Origin of the sequence: Caballeronia sp. LZ016, assembly GCF_031450805.1 — a bacterium.
GTDB lineage: Bacteria > Pseudomonadota > Gammaproteobacteria > Burkholderiales > Burkholderiaceae > Caballeronia.
The window spans coordinates 173,174-189,058 of sequence record NZ_JARTVY010000001.1 but is presented as its reverse complement, the minus strand read 5'-3'; the positions used below and the strand labels follow the sequence as shown (position 1 = coordinate 189,058).

The 15,885-nt window shown below is 63.1% G+C and carries 17 protein-coding genes and 1 tRNA gene; 9 read left to right on the top strand and 9 right to left on the bottom strand.

From position 1 onward, the window contains the following. The first annotated feature begins 10 nt into the window (after positions 1-10). From P9220_RS00920 to P9220_RS00910, 3 genes are read left to right on the top strand one after another with little or no spacing between them, the layout of a single operon-like run. A complete protein-coding gene (locus P9220_RS00920) occupies positions 11-1,180 on the top strand; it encodes an ABC transporter permease subunit (RefSeq protein ID WP_309763144.1) in 1,170 nt (389 codons plus the stop codon). 15 nt (positions 1,181-1,195) lie between these two features. Next, entirely contained in the window at positions 1,196-1,972 is a 777-nt protein-coding gene (locus P9220_RS00915; RefSeq protein ID WP_309763143.1) for an ABC transporter ATP-binding protein, read from the top strand. 18 nt (positions 1,973-1,990) lie between these two features. Next, positions 1,991-2,695 carry an ABC transporter ATP-binding protein gene (locus P9220_RS00910; protein ID WP_404980448.1) on the top strand — a complete coding sequence of 235 codons (705 nt, stop codon included), beginning with the start codon at positions 1,991-1,993 and terminating at the stop codon, positions 2,693-2,695. A 118-nt stretch (positions 2,696-2,813) separates the two neighbouring features. Here the strand turns inward: P9220_RS00910 and P9220_RS00905 are convergent, their stop codons facing one another. From P9220_RS00905 to P9220_RS00895, 3 genes are all read right to left on the bottom strand, one after another. Further along, a complete protein-coding gene (locus P9220_RS00905) occupies positions 2,814-3,236 on the bottom strand; it encodes a GNAT family acetyltransferase (protein WP_309763141.1) in 423 nt (140 codons plus the stop codon). Then, on the bottom strand, positions 3,233-4,417 hold the full coding sequence (locus tag P9220_RS00900; RefSeq protein WP_309763140.1) for an acetylornithine transaminase: 1,185 nt from the start codon (positions 4,415-4,417) through the stop codon (positions 3,233-3,235). The genes P9220_RS00905 and P9220_RS00900 overlap by 4 nt, the downstream gene beginning before the upstream one ends. 275 nt (positions 4,418-4,692) lie before the next feature. Next, positions 4,693-5,724, bottom strand: coding sequence for a CDP-6-deoxy-delta-3,4-glucoseen reductase (locus tag P9220_RS00895; protein WP_309763139.1), 1,032 nt, complete (start codon positions 5,722-5,724; stop codon positions 4,693-4,695). A 91-nt stretch (positions 5,725-5,815) separates the two neighbouring features. Here P9220_RS00895 and P9220_RS00890 point away from each other — a divergent pair, with 91 nt between their 5' ends. Then, a complete protein-coding gene (locus P9220_RS00890; RefSeq protein WP_309763138.1) occupies positions 5,816-6,859 on the top strand; it encodes an NAD-dependent epimerase/dehydratase family protein in 1,044 nt (347 codons plus the stop codon). On the opposite strand, the gene P9220_RS00885 is transcribed toward P9220_RS00890, so the two are convergent. The 3 genes from P9220_RS00885 to P9220_RS00875 form a co-directional block, all read right to left on the bottom strand. Beyond that, positions 6,856-7,032 (bottom strand): hypothetical protein, encoded by a 177-nt coding sequence (locus P9220_RS00885; RefSeq protein WP_309763137.1) that lies wholly within the window; start codon positions 7,030-7,032, stop codon positions 6,856-6,858. The genes P9220_RS00890 and P9220_RS00885 overlap by 4 nt on opposite strands. A 150-nt stretch (positions 7,033-7,182) precedes the next feature. Further along, positions 7,183-7,905 (bottom strand): 16S rRNA pseudouridine(516) synthase, encoded by a 723-nt coding sequence (locus P9220_RS00880; protein ID WP_309765332.1) that lies wholly within the window; start codon positions 7,903-7,905, stop codon positions 7,183-7,185. Between the two features lie 169 nt (positions 7,906-8,074). Continuing rightward, on the bottom strand, positions 8,075-8,287 hold the full coding sequence (locus P9220_RS00875) for a hypothetical protein (RefSeq protein WP_309763136.1): 213 nt from the start codon (positions 8,285-8,287) through the stop codon (positions 8,075-8,077). Between the two features lie 412 nt (positions 8,288-8,699). Here P9220_RS00875 and P9220_RS00870 point away from each other — a divergent pair, with 412 nt between their 5' ends. The 3 genes from P9220_RS00870 (at position 8,700) to P9220_RS00860 (ending at position 10,932) form a co-directional block, all read left to right on the top strand. Further along, on the top strand, positions 8,700-9,716 hold the full coding sequence (locus P9220_RS00870; RefSeq protein ID WP_309763135.1) for a hypothetical protein: 1,017 nt from the start codon (positions 8,700-8,702) through the stop codon (positions 9,714-9,716). Between the two features lie 647 nt (positions 9,717-10,363). Further along, positions 10,364-10,801 (top strand): hypothetical protein, encoded by a 438-nt coding sequence (locus P9220_RS00865; protein ID WP_309763134.1) that lies wholly within the window; start codon positions 10,364-10,366, stop codon positions 10,799-10,801. Then, entirely contained in the window at positions 10,786-10,932 is a 147-nt protein-coding gene (locus P9220_RS00860) for a hypothetical protein (RefSeq protein ID WP_309763133.1), read from the top strand. Before P9220_RS00865 ends, P9220_RS00860 begins: the two co-directional genes overlap by 16 nt. 142 nt (positions 10,933-11,074) lie before the next feature. On the opposite strand, the gene P9220_RS00855 is transcribed toward P9220_RS00860, so the two are convergent. The 3 genes from P9220_RS00855 to P9220_RS00845 form a co-directional block, all read right to left on the bottom strand. Beyond that, positions 11,075-11,159 (bottom strand) — tRNA-Leu (locus P9220_RS00855). Between the two features lie 115 nt (positions 11,160-11,274). Further along, positions 11,275-12,435 carry an ABC transporter substrate-binding protein gene (locus P9220_RS00850; protein ID WP_309763132.1) on the bottom strand — a complete coding sequence of 387 codons (1,161 nt, stop codon included), beginning with the start codon at positions 12,433-12,435 and terminating at the stop codon, positions 11,275-11,277. Positions 12,436-12,488: 53 nt separating this feature from the next. Further along, on the bottom strand, positions 12,489-13,430 hold the full coding sequence (locus P9220_RS00845; protein WP_309763131.1) for a CysB family HTH-type transcriptional regulator: 942 nt from the start codon (positions 13,428-13,430) through the stop codon (positions 12,489-12,491). A gap of 226 nt (positions 13,431-13,656) precedes the next feature. On the opposite strand from P9220_RS00845, the gene P9220_RS00840 reads away from it, so the two are divergent. Both P9220_RS00840 and P9220_RS00835 read left to right on the top strand, forming a co-directional pair. Next, entirely contained in the window at positions 13,657-15,333 is a 1,677-nt protein-coding gene (locus P9220_RS00840; protein WP_309763130.1) for a nitrite/sulfite reductase, read from the top strand. A gap of 10 nt (positions 15,334-15,343) precedes the next feature. Then, a complete protein-coding gene (locus tag P9220_RS00835; RefSeq protein ID WP_309763128.1) occupies positions 15,344-15,883 on the top strand; it encodes a DUF934 domain-containing protein in 540 nt (179 codons plus the stop codon). The last annotated feature ends 2 nt before the right edge of the window (positions 15,884-15,885 follow it).

Sequence of the window (15,885 nt, the reverse complement as noted above, 5' to 3'; positions counted from 1 at the left end):
GCTGAATAAAATGACTTCGATTCAACCGATTGAGCCGTCGACGACGCTCATCCCCGAGAAGAACACGACGAAGACGCTCGTCATCGGCCTCTTGACCGCCGTGTTCGTGATCGCAGCGCCGATGGTGATCGGCGCAGCCGGCGGCAACTACTGGGTCCGCGTGCTCGACTTCGCGATGCTCTACGTGATGCTGGCGCTCGGCCTCAACGTGGTGGTCGGCTTCGCCGGCCTCCTGGACCTGGGCTATATCGCGTTCTATGCGGTCGGCGCGTACACGGCGGCGCTGTTGTCGTCGCCGCAGCTGACTTCGCAGTTCGAATGGATCGCGCAGCTCGCGCCGGGCGGCCTGCACATTCCCTTCCTGATCATCGCGCCGATCGCGATGGCGCTCGCAGCGACTTTCGGCGTGCTGCTCGGCGCGCCGACGCTGCGCCTGCGAGGCGACTATCTCGCGATCGTCACGCTGGGCTTCGGGGAAATCATCCGTATCTTCATGAACAACCTCGACCGTCCGATCAACATCACGAACGGGCCGAAGGGGATCACGGGCATCGATCCGGTGACGGTGGCGGGCTTCAATCTGTCGCAGACGCACGAGTTCTTCGGCTTCAAGTTCCCGTCCGTCTACATGTACTACTACCTGTTCGTGCTGGGCGCGCTGCTCGTGATCTGGGTGTGTACGCGTCTGCAGCATTCGCGCATCGGCCGTGCTTGGGCGGCGATCCGCGAGGACGAAATCGCGGCGAAGGCGATGGGCATCAACACCCGCAACGTGAAGCTGCTCGCATTCGCGATGGGCGCGTCGTTCGGCGGTCTGTCGGGCGCGATGTTCGGTGCGTTCCAGGGCTTCGTGTCGCCGGAATCGTTCACGTTCTGGGAATCGATCGTCGTGCTGGCGTGCGTGGTGCTTGGCGGCATGGGCCATATTCCCGGCGTGATTCTCGGCGCGGTGCTGCTCGCCGTGTTCCCTGAATTCCTGCGCTCGACGATGGGTCCGCTGCAGAACGCCATCTTCGGCCATCAGATCGTGGATACCGAAGTCATCCGCCAGTTGCTGTACGGTCTGGCGATGGTGCTCATCATGCTGTATCGCTCGGAAGGCCTGTGGCCCGCCGCGAAACACGAAGACAAGATCGCGAAGATCGCGAAGCGCAGCGGCAAGAAGCCGGTGCGCGCCTAAGCGGGGGACTGGAAAATGAGCGACAAACGTACTCGATTGTCCGTGCAGGGCGTGAACAAGCGTTTCGGCGGCTTGCAGGCGCTCTCCGATGTGCGCCTCGAAATCAAGGAAGGCGAAATTTACGGTCTGATCGGCCCGAACGGCGCGGGCAAGACCACGTTCTTCAACGTCATCACGGGTCTTTACACGCCGGATTCGGGCGTATTCAAGCTCGACGGCGAACCGTATACGCCGACTGCCGTGTATCAGGTGGCGAAGGCGGGCATCGCGCGCACGTTCCAGAACATTCGTCTCTTCGGCGGCATGACTGCGCTCGAGAACGTGATGGTCGGCCGGCACGTCCGCACGAAGCACGGGCTGATCGGCGCGGTCTTGCAGACGCCGGCGGAACGTCGTGAAGAGCGCGAGATCAAGGAACGCGCGCTGGAACTGCTCGAATATGTCGGCGTGCTGCAGTACGCGGACTATACGTCGCGCAATCTGTCGTACGGGCATCAGCGTCGACTGGAAATCGCGCGTGCATTGGCGACGGACCCGAAGCTGCTCGCGCTCGACGAGCCGGCGGCCGGCATGAACGCGACGGAGAAGGTCGAACTGACGCGTCTGCTCGACAAGATTCGCGCGGACGGCAAGACGATTCTCTTGATCGAACACGACGTGAAGCTCGTGATGGGATTGTGCAACCGCATGACGGTGCTCGATTACGGCAAGGTGATCGCCGAGGGTCTGCCGCAGGACGTGCAGAAGGACCCGAAGGTGATCGAGGCATATCTGGGTGCGGGGGTGCACTAAATGGCGACCACAAGCGCGATGTTGAAGGTCAAGGGCCTGCAGGTGAATTACGGCGGCATTCAGGCGGTGAAGGGTGTCGATCTGGAAGTCGGGCAGGGCGAACTGGTCACGCTGATCGGCGCGAACGGCGCGGGCAAGACCACGACGATGAAGGCCATCACCGGATTGAAGCCTTATTCGGGCGGCGATATCGAGTACATGGGCCAGTCGATCAAGGGCGTGCCGACGCATGAGCTTTTGAAGCGCGGCCTCGCGATGGTGCCGGAAGGGCGCGGCATCTTTGCGCGCATGTCGATTCTCGAGAATATGCAGATGGGGGCTTATCTGCGTAATGACGCCGACGGCATTCAGAAGGATACCGAGCGTATGTTCGGCTTCTTTCCTCGCTTGAAGGAGCGCGCTTCGCAGTACGCGGGGACGCTTTCGGGCGGCGAGCAGCAGATGCTTGCGATGGCTCGCGCTCTTCTTTCGCGACCGAAGCTGCTGCTTCTCGATGAGCCTTCCATGGGGCTTTCGCCCATCATGGTCGAGAAGATTTTTGAAGTCGTTCGGGAGATTTCAAAGGAAGGCTTGACCGTGCTGCTGGTTGAGCAGAACGCGCGGCTGGCGCTTCAGGCCGCTAATCGCGGGTATGTGATGGATTCCGGTACTGTCACGATGTCCGGCGATGCCAAGGTCATGCTCGATGATCCCAAGGTTCGGGCTGCTTATCTGGGGGAGTGAGGGTTTTTTCACTCCGCCTGTTTTTGGTGGCTTCGTTATCTCGTGTCGGTCTATTAGCTCGCCCCTCCCCGGGGCGCATTAATAGACCGACACGAAAACAAGCTCAACGAAAAGAACACTAAAGCCGCTTGCCCAGACTGACAACATCATCAACGCGATACCCGAGCCGCTGATAAAACGAAACTAACTCGGGCTTAACAGAAAGCACCTGCAGATTAACCTTAGGGCAACCAAGCCGGGCAAGCGCCGCTTCGGCATGAAGCATCAGACATTGCCCAAACCCGCGCCTTCGCGACGAACGCGAAACGGCAAGCGAATAAACCCACCCCCGATGCCCGTCATACCCGCACATGACGGTTCCGATGACGGCGTCATCCACCACACCGACGAAGAACAACTCAGGCTGAGTCGACAGCTTGTTGGCAATCGACAAAGCCGGATCGCGCTGCGGCCTCGACGCATCCCCGTACTCGGGAAACACATCGCGCCACAGAGCGATCACGGCATCGCGATCGCCCGCTTCGAAGGTGCGAACGATCACAGCGTATCGAGCACGGAACGCAGCATCGAAAGCATCTGATCGATCTCGTCCTTGGTCACATTGAGCGCCGGCATGAAGCGCAGCAAGTTCGGCCGCGCCGCGTTCAGCAACAACCCATCCGGCTGCATCAGCCGCGCCTTCTCGACGATTTGCGGTCCCTTGTCGCTATCCAGCAGCAGCGCGCGCAGCAAGCCCTCGCCACGCTCACCCCGGAAGCCGCGCTCATCCGACAACTTCAGCAACTCGCTACGCAAATATTCGCCCCGCTCGCGCACGCCCGCGAGAAAGCCGGGCGCAACAAGCTGCGAAATCACCGAATGGCCCACCGCCGTCATCAACGGATTGCCGTTGTACGTGCCGCCCTGGTCGCCCGCCTCGAAGCACGCGACATCCGCCTTCGACAGCAACGCAGCAAGCGGCACGCCGCCACCGATGCCCTTGCCGAGCGTCATGATGTCCGGCTCGATGCCCGACAACTCGTACGCGAACAATGTTCCCGCGCGTCCACAGCCGCTCTGCACTTCGTCGACGATCAACAGCAGGTTGTGCTGCTTCGTCAGCGCACGCAATTGCTGCATGAACTCGCGCGTCGCGGGAATGACGCCGCCTTCGCCCTGAATCGGCTCGAGCATGACGGCAACGGTCTTCTCGCTGATGAGCTTCTCGACCGAGGGGATATCGTTCAGATCGGCTTTCGGGAAGCCCGGCACTTGCGGCGCATAGATCGTGTCCCAGCCCGCCTTGCCGCTCGCGGACATCGTGGCAAGCGTGCGGCCGTGGAAGCTGTGATCGAACGTGATGATCTCGTAGGCGCCGTTGCGGAACTTGCGGCCCCATTTGCGCGCAAGCTTGATCGCGCCTTCGTTCGCTTCGGCGCCGCTGTTGGCGAAGAACACCTTGTCGAAGCAGCTGTGCTGCGTGAGCAAGCCGGCGAGCTGCGCCATCGGGCCGTTATAGAACGCCGGCGACGGATTGATCAGCGTGCGCGCCTGCTTCTCCAGCGCTTCGATCATGCCGTCGTTGCAATGGCCGAGCGAATTGACCGCCCAGCCCTGAATGAAGTCGAGATAGCGCTTGCCGGTATTGTCGTAGAGCCACGAGCCCTTGCCGTGCGTGAACACGATCTCGGGGCGGTTCGTGATGTACATCAGCGAATCGACAGGGTACTCATTGAAATTCATGACAGCGGGCTCCACGAGGCGATGACGAAAGAAAAAGCGGCGCGCAAAAAACAAAAGCCACGGCGTTTGCGTGGCTTCATTCTCTGCGCTTCATACAACCGAACCATGACGAGCGCGAATGCTTGACGAGCCAGCGGCATCCCTAAGGAAGCGGCGAGCGGCGGCGTCGGAGTGCGTTCAGGATTCGATTCATTCGCGAAGGATACGTTATGACGTTCCTGCGTGTAAACCGCCAGCGCGAAAATCTCGGCGCCGGCGGTTTCACAGAATGCCGATCACACCGGATGCGCGAGATCCGCCGCGCTCGTGAAGGAGTCCGCGTAAAACTCGTCCTCCGGCAACCGGTGATGCAGCGTGAAATCGCGTTGCGCCGATTCCACCATCACCGGCGCGCCGCATGCATAGACCTGATACGCGCTCAAATCGGGCAGATCTTCGATGACGGCACGATGTACGAAGCCCGTGCGGCCATTCCAGTTGTCGACCGCATCGGGTTCCGAGAGCACCGGCACGAACCTGAAGTTCGGCACTTCCTTCGCCCACTGCTCGGCCAGTTCCATCATGTACAGGTCCTTCTTGCGGCGGCCGCCCCAATAGAGCGTCATCGGGCGGTTCAGGTTCTTGAACACCGCATGCTCGATGATCGCCTTGATCGGCGCGAAGCCCGTGCCCGACGCGAGCAGCACGATGGGCTTGTCCGATTCGTCGCGCAGGAAGAACGTGCCGAGCGGGCCTTCGAAGCGCAGGATATCGCGCTCTTTCATCGCGCCGAACACGTGGTCCGTGAACGTGCCGCCCGGCATGTGGCGGATGTGCAGCTCGAGCGGGCCTTCGTGATGCGGCGGGCTCGCCATCGAATAGCTGCGGCGCTTGCCGTCCTTCAGAATGAATTCGATGTACTGCCCCGCGAGATATTGCAGGCGCTCGTTGGCGGGCAACTGCAGCTTCAGTTCGATGACATCGTCCGCCCGGCGCTCGAGCGCGTTGACGCGGCAGGGCAGCTTCTTCACCTGCACGTCGCCGACGCCCGCGACTTCGCGCACGTCGATGGTCAGATCGCTTTGCGCGGTGGCGCAGCAGAAGAGGGCCATGCCGCGGGTTTTTTCATCGTTGGAGAGCGCCGACGACGAATGCGGCGCCTGTTCGACTTCGCCCTCGACGACCGCGCCCTTGCAGGAGCCGCAAGCGCCGTTCTTGCAGCCGTAGGGCAGGCCGATCCCCTGACGCAGTGCGGCGGTCAGCACCGGTTCGTCGGGTTCCACCTGAAACTGCCGGCCGCTTTGCCGGAGCGTTACGTTGAATGCCATAGATCGATTTCGTGCGATGGTGTAAGTATGTCTTTCGATGCCGCGTTCAGCGGCCGAACGTCTGCAACGAGCGGCGGATACAATGCACCGCATGATCGCCACTCGAATTCTGCGCCGCCCGCGCGTGCTGATCGTCGGATGCGGCGATGTCGGGCTGCGCACGTTGCCGCTCTTTCATGCCCGCGCCGCCGGACCGCGCGTGATCGCGCTTACGCATCATCCCGAACGTGCAGCCGAACTGCGCGCGGCAGGCGCGTTGCCGATTACCGGCGACCTCGATGCGCGCAGAAGTCTTGCGAGGCTCGCGGGCATCGCGCGTCATGTCTTGCATCTCGCGCCGCCCCAGCGCGACGGCGATACCGACCGCCGCACCCGCGCCCTTCTTGCAGCATTGCGCGCGCCTCGCCGCTCGGTGGCGCGTGGCGTGCAAACCTCAATGGCTGTACGTCCCGCGTGGCGCAGCGCGTCTTTCATTGTACCCGACACCTCTTTTGGAGCCACGTCGGCGCAGGCCCGCTTGCGGTTCGTTTATGCGAGCACGACGGGCGTATACGGCGATTGCCGCGGCGCGCGGATCGACGAAACGCGGCCCGTGCGGCCCGAGAACGAGCGTGCGCGGCGCCGCGTGTCGGCAGAGCAACTGTTGCGCGGCACGGGCGTGCGAAGCGGCTGGCGCGTGTCGATCGTGCGCATCCCCGGAATCTATGCGGAAGACCGTCTGCCGCGCGCGCGCATCGAACGGGCGATGCCTGCGCTCATCGAACGCGACGACGTGTACACGAACCACATTCACGCCGACGATCTCGCCGCGATCATCGTTCGAACGCTCGGGCGGGGAAAGCCGCAGCGCGCGATCAACGCATCGGACGATACGGACTTGTGCATGGCCGATTATTTCGACCGCGTGGCCGATGCCTGCGGATTGCCGCGCGTGCCGCGCATCACGAGAGAGGAAGCCGAAGCGCGGCTGGAACCGGTCACGCTTTCGTTCATGCGCGAATCGCGACGCCTTCGCAACGATCGTCTCAAGCGCGAACTGGGTTACGCGCTGCGCTATCCCACGGTCGACCATTTCCTTCGCGAGCGAAGCCGCGGGCACGCCGGGCCGGGAATGGAAGCGGATACGCCGCGCTAGATCAGCGCCGGAATCGTTTCGAGCAGGACGAAGCACATCAATGCGCCGATCAGCGCGCCCATCAGATTCGGCGAGTACTTATGCCTCATGTGCATGACGACGCCCAATACCCCGATCAGAACCGCGCACAACACGACGAACGCAATCAGCGCGACGCTCATGTGGGAAGCCATGATGCCCTCCTGCCCTTGTTTTAGTCATTCTGGTTCCGTAAGACGAGTATATGAGCACTCGGACCGGAAGGCATGCTGCGGCGCAACGCGCGGGCGTGGGCGGTTTTCGGGATTTACAGATCGGTTTCCTGGGGCCGGCAGGTGGCCGTGTCACGCGTCGATGTCTTCCTTCGAGCGCAGTGCGGCAAGATCGTCGGCGTCGAGCCAGCGCCATTCCCCTTCCCTGAGCGATGCCGGCAGCGCATAACCGCCGACGCGCTCCCGATGCAGCTGTTCGACGCGATTTCCCGCCGCCGCGACCATCCGCTTGACCTGGTGGTATTTGCCTTCCAGCACGGTCAGTTCGAGTAACCGTTCGTCTCGTCGATGGGCGGCGAGCGCGGCGGTCGGTCTCGTCTCGCCGTGCAGCAGCACGCCTTCGCGAAGGGTGGCGAGCTGCGCGTCATCGAGGGGATGGCGCACCGTCGCGAGATAGACCTTCGGCACCTTGCGCTTCGGCGACGTGAAAGCGTGGACGAACGCGCCATCGTCGGAAAGGAGGAGCAGGCCGGTGGTGTCCTGATCGAGCCGGCCGACCGGCTGGACGCCGCGCTCGATCAGTTGCGGCAGCAGCAGGTGGAACACGCTCAGATGATGCTGCGGATCGCGCGAGCATTCGTAGCCCGCAGGCTTGTTGAGCGCGAGATACGCCTTGTCGCGATAGGTCCACGTGCGCCCGTCGACGTCGAAATCGAGCGGCGGCGCGATGGGGAAATCGGCGCGCGGATCGGTGCGGACTTCGCCGCCGATGCGCACGCGCCCTTCGGCGATGATCCCGCGGCACTGGCGGCGCGACCCGAAGCCTTGGGAGAAGAGGAGGGTTTCGAGGTCCATCGGATGCAGGGCAGTTGAAGCGCGCATTCTAGCAAGGCCACGACGGCGCCTGCGACGTCAGGCATGAGCGTGCGGCGAGTTCCCGCGACGCATTCGGAGCCGAGGCAGTACGGCGATATGCGTCATCTGGCTGGGAGCCGAATCGTCGCGGGCTTCCCGCGTGTCCTTTTCAATGCGCGTCGCCGCGTCCCTTCGACACCGTAGGCACGCCCCAGCCGAAAAGCGTGTACGACTTCGATGCGTCGCTCCGGTGGCTTTCGCCCGATGCGCTCCTGGGCGCGACGCTCCAGCGCCCGTCGAACGTCATCGACGGGACGACCGGTGCGGGCAGCGCGCTCGCCTTGCGGAAATAGGCGGTGTTGGCGTCGGCTTGAACGGTCATTGCGTGCTTCAGCAGCGCTTGAGCTTGCGCGTTGCGCGGATCGAGCGCGACGGCGCGTCGCGCGTTTCGTGTCACGCATGCCGGATCATGGTTCGCGGCGCACGAACGGGCGCTGGCCATCGCGCTGTCGCGCGCACGTTCCTGACGCGAGACGTCGGCTGCGAGTTGCTGGGTCTGCGCACTGCGAGATTGAATCGGGGCGAGGGCGCGGAGGTATCGGCGGGCGGCGGCGAGATCGCGGTTGGCGAGCGCTTGGCGGACGGCTGCGACCGTGCGCGCTTCGGCGGACGACGGCGCCTCGTGGGCGGATGCCGAATGCGCGATCGGGCGGCCCGGTGAGGCGATGTTCGCGGGTGTTTTGTCCAGGGCGTCTGACGTCGGCGTAGCGGCAGTGCTTGATCCTGTCTGAGCGGTGATCGTCGGAGCAGACCGCGATTCGTTGTTCGGCGCGATAGACGATGCGCGCGCTGCCGAAGTCGCTGCCGTGGCCGGCGTGCGTGCTGATGTCACTGTCGATTGCGAAGCCGTCGCGTTCGACGTCGCCGCTGTGTTGCTGTCGACGGCGGGCGGAGACGTTACGGATGGCAAGGCGCTCGCAACGCGCGCTCCCGCGCTCGGCGATGCAACAGGCGTCGCAACGCTCCTGTCATGCGCTGCTTCGGAAGTCGGCGACGACCTGCTTTGCGAGGCCGACGCGACTGTCGAGACCGCATGGGACGGCGTTTGGGATACCACCGCGCCCGTCGCCATGTCCGACGCAGCGCGGCCGTGGCGGGAGGCAGAGTTGATCGCGTCGGCGACGGCCTGTCGCGACGCCTCGCGGGTTTTTGGCGATTCGGCGGCCATCGCGGGAATCTGGAGTTCCGGTACGCGCTTGGCGGTCGATGCAATGTCCGCGGGCGACGAAGCGAGCGAAGCGCTCGCCGATGCAACGGCAGCGGTTCTTGAGTCTTTTGCGGAGGATGCCTTCGACGCCGCAACGGTGCGGGATGACGAAGACGTAGCATTCGACGATGCGATGTCGGCGGCGCTTGTCTCTTTGGCGGTAGTTGCCTTCGACGCCGCCTCACCGTGCAACGACAGCGACGAGTCACTCGCCGATGCGACCTCCGTGGCTTTCGCTCCCTTCCCGGACGCCGCCTGGGATTCAACGACGCGCGATGCAACTGCCGGCGACGAAGAACCTTCGACACGTGCCAAGCTGGGACCAGACATACCGCCCGCGCCGTTCGCCGCAGGCACGGCTGCGGCCGAAGCCGATGCGCCTGCAGCCGTTGTCTTCCAAGTCTGCGCCTCGTCGTCCTGCCGCCGGGTGAGCGCATGCCGATCGGCATCATCGCGGGTTTGCGGCGACGACGACGCGTTCCCGATCGTTCCCGCCGCGCTGACGGTTTGCGTCGGCGTGCGTTGCGCATCGGACTGCGTATAAAAGTATCCGCCCGCCGCGACGCCGGCCACCACACCGCTCACAAGCATTACGAGCCCCTTGCGCGCGGGTCTGCGTTCCGGCAACGGCAGAGCGTCGCCGGGCTCGACCAGGCTCGGATACGACGTCACCATTCTTCGACGCACGAGCCGCGTGAGCCAGCCGGTGTCGCGCAAGTCGACGAAATCGCGCCGATCGTCGCTTGCGGCAGCATCGGCGTTGGTATCCGCGACGCTGGTGAAGATCGCGCCCTGGCGATCCGCTCCGCAGTACGGGCACGTCTCGTCGACGGCGGGCGAAACGACGTTGCAGCGGCGGCAGATCACCGCATCGAGCGACAGCGAATATTCGGGTTGCATCATGCGTACTCGTGCCGGGTCAGGTTGGCGCAACGCGCGGGGCGGCTCACGGCATCGGGAAAACCTTAAGCAAGCCGAACGAGCGTGCTCGCAGCGCATGCAGGTCCGGCTTCATCGATACCGCCGCCTGCGATTCTCCCGAGAAAAAACGTCTCGCTTCTACGGTATTGCGCACATTCGCGCAATGATGATCCGAAAAAGACGCATGCGCTATTAGCCGGATGGCCGACTTCACGCGCGCCGCCGTGCGAGCGACAGTCGTACCGATCACGATCAGTACCACTGGACACGATGATGACCGCAAAGCGTCTTCCCTCAACGAGCCAACGTCTCGTATTTCTGCTGCCGCTTTTCATGGGCGTGATCGAATACATCGTGCGTGTGGCGCTGAGGCAGCCGGGCGTCGACGAGTTCTTCCCGATCTCGCTGGTCGCCTCGGGCATCAGCTTCAATATGGCGCTTGCCGCTTTTCCGTCGGAATTGCTGCGAGACCCGTTGCGATGGCAAGTGATTCATCGTCTGGAGCAGGCGATATTTATCGTAAATCTGGGAATTTTCGCCTCGCTTGGCGGCGTGCTTCTATGGTTATATCTGCTGCTTGCTTCGTTCAACGAGGATGTCAGAGCGCTGTTGCCGCTGCATCCGATGATCGAAGCTTCGGCGTACTACGCGCTTTCTGTTTATTTGACCGACCACAAGAATAGGGAGGTGGAATGCTGGACTTCGTGATGGGATTCTTTCGCGACTACTGGCCGCTCGTGTTGATGTGCGCCTTCGGCCAGTTCGGCATGCCGAGATTGCTGGACTGGCAATTTCGGCGAAGGGAGCTTCGCCGGCAGCGTGAGGCGGCAAAGCATTGAGGCCCTTGTTCTCGTGACGGGCGCTCAGGCGACGGACCGCGCGACTGACTGCCGGAGCACCCGTCGCGATACCTTCGCCCCAATGCAAAAAGCCGCTCCTCAGGAGCGGCTTTTTGCGTTGAATCTTTTTGCATTGAATCTCTGGTGCCCAGGGCCGGAATCGAACCGGCACGCCTTGCGGCGGGGGATTTTGAGTCCCCTGCGTCTACCAATTTCACCACCTGGGCACGCTGTTCTTCGATGAAGACGACCCAAGCGGAACGTCCAAATCGAGTCGGCGATTATGACCGAAATCCCTGCGATGAGCAAGCTGCCCGCGTCAAAGAACGATGCAACCCGAAATCACTGGCTCAGATAGGTGAATGCGCCGTTCCGAATGACGCCCATCACGCTCGCCCGTTGATCCAGCCCGACGTGATCGCTCGCGCTCGTATTCACGACGCCATTGGGCACCACCAGTTCGTGCGCGCGCTCCAGTTCCGAGCGCAGCGCGACGCGAAACTCTTTCGTACCCGGCTTGCCGGTCTTCAGCGCCCGCGCCACGGCATCCTGCAAGCGGGGGTACACGCCCGCCGCATCGCCGGCGAACTGCGTGACCGTGCCTTTCCCGTACTTGTCCTCATAGGCGTCGACGAACGCGAGCGCCGCCTTCTTCGACGGATGATCCGCCGGGAGCGTGCGCGCCACGACCACCGGCTGCGTCGGGAAAAGGGTGCCTTCGACATCCTTGCCGCCGAGCTTGATGAATTCGGGCGTCGCGATGCCGTGCGTCTGATAGATCGCGCCCTTGTAGCCGCGCTCGACGAGCGTGCGCTGCGGCAGCACGGTCGGCGTTCCCGCGCCCGCAATCAGCATGGCGTCCGGTCGCGCGGCCATCAGCTTGAGAATCTGGCCGGTGACGCTCGCGTCGGTCCGGTTGAAGCGCTCGCTGCCGACGATCCTGATGTGCCGCAGCTCCGCGAACTTGCCGAACTCGTTCAGCCAGCTATCGCCGTAGCTGTCCGCGAAGCCGATGAAACCGACGGTCTTCACGCCGTGATTCGCCATGTAACGCGTCATCACGTCGGCCATGGCGCGGTCGGTCTGCGCCATCTTGAACGCCCACACCTTCTTCCCTTCCTGCGGTTCCACCACCGACGCCGACCCGATCAGCGTGATCATCGGCGTCTGATACTCCGAGACGGGATCGAGCGCCGCCAGCGCCGCCGGCGTGATGTTCGGGCCGACGATCACATCGACCTTGTCTTCGGTGATCAGCTTGCGGATATTGCGCACGGCAGCACCCGGGTCGGAACCGTCGTCGAGGATGATGTACTGCGCGTCCTGACCGGCGATGGTCTTCGGCCACATCAGCATCGCGTTCTTGCTCGTGATGCCGATCGCGGCGGCCGGGCCGGTGCTCGACAGGTCCACGCCCACCTTGATCTGCGCGTGCGCCGCGGCGGTCAGCAAAGCGAGGGCGACGCCGGCAGCGAGGCGGCGCGTGATCTTCGACAACGTCATCGGGATGGTCTCCAGGAGTGCGTCTTGTTGTGGCGGCGTTTGCGCCGTCGTATTTACAGTTCGTAAGTCTCGTGACCGCCCGCAAGCGCCTGTTCGATCAGCTTGCGGTTCATCGAAGGCGACAGCAGTTCGACGAGCGTGTAGACATAGCTGCGCAAATAAGCGCCCTGCTTGAGCGCGAGCCGCGTGACGTTGGTGCCGAACAGATGGCCGACGGGCATCGCGCGCAAATGGCGGTCGCGCTCCGGGTTGAACGCGATATCCGCCATGATCCCCACGCCCAGCCCAAGCTCGACATAGGTCTTGATGACGTCCGCGTCGATGGCCTCGAGCACGATGTCCGGGCTGAGCGTCCGCAGCGCGAACGCCTGATTGATCTTGGTGCGGCCGGCGAACGCGGCGTCGTACGTGATGAGCGGGTACTGCACGAGATCGTCGAGCGTGAGAAGCTTGCGTTCCAGCAGCGGATGCTCGGGCAGCATGACCGCGAGGTGTTGCCACTGGAAGCAGGGCAGCGACACGAGTTCCTTGTAATTGGCGATGGCTTCCGTCGCGATGGCGATGTCCGCCTGATCGTGGATGACCATTTCCGCGACCTGCGTCGGGCTGCCTTGCAGGATCGAAAGATGCACCTTCGGGAAGCGCTTCTTGAACTCGGCGATGGCCGCCGGCAGCGAGTAGCGCGCCTGCGTATGCGTCGCGGCGATGACGAGATTGCCCTGATCCTGCGCCGCGTAGTCCTTGCCGACACGCTTCAGGCTTTCGACTTCCTGCAGGATTTTTTCGACCGACGCGAGAATGATGCGCCCCGGCTCGGTGAGCGACCGCACGCGCTTGCCATGCCGCGTGAAGATCTCGACGCCCAGCTCGTCCTCCAGTTCGATGATCGCCTTGGAGACGCCCGGCTGTGATGTATACAGCGCCTTCGCTGCTTCCGTCAGGTTGAAGTTCTGCCGCACGGCCTCGCGCACGAAGCGGAACTGGTGCAAATTCATTTAGAACCCTTCGTTATTACCTGATTGCATATCAAAGTAATTTTTCAGTCGTTTGCAATATATAGCAGGTTTATTACTATCAGTCCAATTTTTCCAATATCCATAGCTGTTTTCGTCATTAGCAAATGATCGTTCCGTCTGAACGACGCGTGCAATGGCGGATCAATGGTTATCTGCGCCGCGCAACCTGAAACGCGGTGTCCAAACAAAAACTTGGGGCCCCCGAATGTACCAATACGATCAGGTCGACCAGCGAATCGTCGACGAGCGAGTCGCACAGTACGCCGATCAGGTTCGCCGCCGTCTGTCGGGCGAGTTGAGCGAAGAGGAGTTTCGTCCGCTGCGGTTGCAGAACGGCCTGTACATGCAGCGTCACGCGTACATGCATCGCATCGCGATTCCTTACGGCAATCTGCGCAGCGACCAGCTCCGCATGCTGGCGACCATCGCGCGCGAGCACGACCGCGGCTACGGGCACTTTTCGACGCGCACGAACATCCAGTTCAACTGGGTCGAGCTCGAAGAGACGCCCGAAATCCTGCGCAAGCTGGCTTCGGTGCAGATGCACGCGATCCAGACGTCGGGCAACTGCATCCGCAACATCACGGCGGACCAGTTCGCGGGCGTGGCGCCTGACGAGCAGGTCGATCCGCGTCCGTGGGCTGAAATCCTGCGTCAATGGTCCACGTTCCATCCCGAGTTCGCCTGGCTGCCGCGCAAGTTCAAGATCGCGGTCTGCGGATCGGCGGAGGATCGCGCGGCGGTGCAGATTCACGATCTCGGCGTCTATTTGAAGAAGAACGCGCAGGGCGAAGTCGTCGCGAGCATTCTCGCGGGCGGCGGGCTCGGCCGCACGCCGATCATCGGCGCCGTCATCAAGGAAGACTTGCCGTGGCGGCATCTGCTGACGTACTGCGAAGCCGTGCTGCGCGTCTACAACCGCTACGGCCGCCGCGACAACATGTACAAGGCGCGCATCAAGATTCTCGTGAAGGCGCTCTCGCCGGAAAAGTTCGCGAAGCAGGTCGAGGAAGAGTGGCTCCATCTGAAGGATGGCCCGTCGACGCTCACGCAGGACGAAGTCGAGCGCGTGTCGAAGTTCTTCGCGCCGCCGGCCTACGAGAAGCTGCCGGACACGGACGCATCGTACGAAAAGCATCTGATCGAAAACAAGGCGTTCGCGCGCTGGGTCGAGCGCAACGTGCGTCCGCACAAGGTGCCGGGCTATGCATCGGTGACGCTGTCGCTGAAGCCGACGGGCATCGCTCCGGGGGACGCGACCGACAAGCAGATGGACGACGTCGCCGATCTCGCCGACGCGTTCTCCTTCGGCGAAATCCGCGTGTCGCACGAGCAGAACCTGATTCTCGCTAACGTGAAGAAGCACGACCTGTTCACCGTGTGGGAACGCGCGAAGGCGGTCGGTTTCGCGTCGGCGAACATCGGCTTGCTGACGGACATCATCTCGTGCCCCGGCGGCGATTTCTGCTCGCTCGCGAATGCGAAGTCGATCCCGATCGCGCAGGCGATCCAGCAACGCTTCGACAACGCCGACTTCGTCTACGACCTGGGCGACCTGTCGATCAACATTTCGGGCTGCATGAACGCGTGCGGTCATCACCACGTCGGCAACATCGGCGTGCTGGGCGTCGACAAGGACGGCTCGGAGTGGTACCAGGTGACGCTCGGCGGCGAGCAGAGCTCGGGCGCGACCGGCGCGCATCTCGGCAAGGTCATCGGCCCGTCGTTCTCGGCGCATGAAATGCCGGACGTCGTGTCGAGCGTGATCGAGACGTTCGTCGACAACCGCATCGAAGGCGAGCGCTTCATCGAGACGTTCGGCCGCATCGGCATTGCGCCGTTCAAGGAGCGCGTGTACGCATCGCGCCAGGCACACGCTTGAGGATTTGAAGATGACGTTGATTATCAAGAACCGCGCGGTCGTGGAAGACGATTTCACCGTGATCCGCGCCGCTGAAGACGGCTCGCTGCCCGCAGCCGATGCGCTGCCCGCCGGCAAGGTGATCGTGCCGTTCGCGCTGTGGAAGGAGCAGAAGGATGCGATCGCCGCAACGCGCTCCAGGGACGCCCTCGGCGTGTGGCTCGCTCCCGACGACGAACCCGCGGATATCGTGCCGGACTTCGACAGGATCGCGGTCATCGCCGTCGATTTCCCGGTGTTCCGCGATGGCCGCGGCTTTTCGATCGGCCGCCTGCTGCGCGAGCGCTATGACTGGAAGGGCGAGTTGCGCGCCATCGGCGACGTGCTGCGCGACCAGGTGTTCTTCCACTACCGCTGCGGATTCGACGCTTTCGCCGTGCGCGCCGACAAGGACATCAACGACGCGCTCAACGCGTTCAACGAGTTCACCGAACTGTATCAGGGCGCGAACGACAACCCCGAACCGCTGTTCCGCCGCCGCGCCGCGGTGCTCGCCACGCTCGGAGCCTGAGG